The sequence below is a fragment of the Nocardia sp. NPDC058497 genome, from assembly GCF_042720195.1.
Lineage (GTDB): Bacteria > Actinomycetota > Actinomycetes > Mycobacteriales > Mycobacteriaceae > Nocardia.
This window is the reverse complement of sequence record NZ_JBHXMY010000852.1, coordinates 1-1,856: the sequence shown is the minus strand read 5'-3', so window position 1 is coordinate 1,856 and position 1,856 is coordinate 1. Positions and strand designations below refer to the sequence as shown.

The following is a 1,856-nucleotide window of genomic DNA, read 5'->3' as shown; positions in this document are numbered from 1 at the left end:
GCGCGGTTGCGGGGGGTGTGCGGGGCTGTGGCGGGGGGTATGGTGGTCGGGGGCCGCGACATCGGCCCCGTGGGCCACACCGGCGCCGCCCCCAACATCTCCCGGCCCCCCACCGCGGCGGCGCGCGCCCAGCGGCGCAATGCCCAGAACATCCGCGAGGGCCGCGGCGACGACTACCAGGCCGTGCTGGCCGACGTGCAGCGTCGCGACACCCTCGATTCCACCCGCACGGTGTCGCCGTTGCGCCCCGCCGCCGACGCGGTGCTCGTCGACACCAGCGACCTGACGATGGACGAGACCATCGACGAGCTCTACCGCGTGGTGGCCCAGCAGCTTTCGGCCACGACAGGAGGTTCGCGATGATCGACGAAGAGGTTCTGGTCGGAGACGGCACCTGGTCCGACGAAGCCGATTGGGAAATCGCCGATTTCGAAGGTGAGCACGAGGGTGACGAACACCTCGCGATGCCCACCGTCGCGGTGGTCGGCCGCCCGAACGTGGGCAAGTCGACCCTGGTGAACCGCATCCTCGGCCGCCGTGAAGCTGTCGTCGAGGACGTCCCCGGCGTCACCCGCGACCGCATCTCCTACGAGGCCAGCTGGGCCGGGCGCCGATTCCTGGTGCAGGACACCGGCGGCTGGGAGCCCGACGCCAAGGGCCTGCAGCAGCATGTCGCCCGCCAGGCCGAGGTGGCGATGGCGACCGCCGACGCGATCCTGCTCGTCGTCGACGCGACCGTCGGCGCGACCGCGACGGACGAGGCCGCGGTGCGCAAGCTGCGCCGCTCCAAGATCCCGGTGATCCTGGTGGCCAACAAGGTCGACGACCAGAAGGTCGAACTCGAGGCCGCCAGCCTGTGGTCGCTGGGACTCGGTGAGCCAAGGATGGTTTCGGCCGCGCACGGCCGCGGTACCGGCGACCTGCTCGACGACGTGCTCGGCGCGCTGCCCGAGACCCCGCGCGAAGGCACCGGTGTCGCCGGTCCGCGACGCGTGGCGCTGGTCGGCAAGCCGAACGTCGGCAAGTCGAGCCTGCTCAACAAGCTCGCCGGCGACGAGCGTTCGGTGGTCCACGATGTCGCGGGCACCACCGTCGACCCGGTCGACTCGCTGGTCGATCTGGGCGGCAAGGTGTGGAAGTTCGTCGACACCGCCGGTCTGCGCCGCAAGGTCTCCAATGCCTCGGGCACCGAGTTCTACGCCTCGCTGCGCACCAAGTCGGCGCTGGAGGCCTCCGAGGTCGCGATCATGCTGATCGACGCCTCGGTGCCGATCACCGAGCAGGACCTGCGCGTGATCAGCCTGGTCGCCGACTCCGGTCGCGCGCTGGTGCTGGCGTTCAACAAGTGGGACCTGGTCGACGAGGACCGCCGCTACATGCTCGAGCGCGAGATCGATCGCGATCTGGTGCGGGTGCCGTGGGCCCAGCGGGTCAACATCTCCGCCCACACCGGCCGCGCCGTGGCCAAGCTGGTGCCGCAGATGGAGACCGCGCTCGAGTCCTGGGACAAGCGCATCTCCACCGGCCGCCTGAACACCTGGCTCAAGGAAGTCATCGCGGCAACTCCGCCGCCGATGCGCGGCGGCCGCCAGCCCCGCGTCCTGTTCGCCACCCAGGCAGGCACCCGCCCGCCGACTTTCGTGCTGTTCACCACCGGCTTCCTCGAGGCGGGCTACCGCCGCTTCCTGGAACGCCGCCTGCGTGAGGAGTTCGGCTTCGACGGCTCGCCCGTGCGCATCTCGGTGCGTGTGCGCGAGAAGAAGGAACGCAAGAAGTAGATCGTCACCACGCGAGCCCCCCGGCCCCGGCCCGGGCGCGCCCCCGGTGGGCGGGGCGCTCTTAAAACACCCGCGGCT

2 protein-coding genes are annotated in these 1,856 nt (G+C 70.9%); both read left to right on the top strand.

What is annotated here, in order from left to right; genetic code table 11:
• Positions 1 to 363 (top strand): (d)CMP kinase (locus ACFWPJ_RS31765; protein WP_378857062.1); only part of this gene is annotated, 363 nt, incomplete at its 5' end.
• On the top strand, positions 360 to 1,778 hold the full coding sequence (der, locus tag ACFWPJ_RS31760; RefSeq protein WP_378857060.1) for a ribosome biogenesis GTPase Der: 1,419 nt from the start codon (positions 360 to 362) through the stop codon (positions 1,776 to 1,778). The genes ACFWPJ_RS31765 and der, both read left to right, overlap by 4 nt.
• Positions 1,779 to 1,856: the final 78 nt, after the last annotated feature.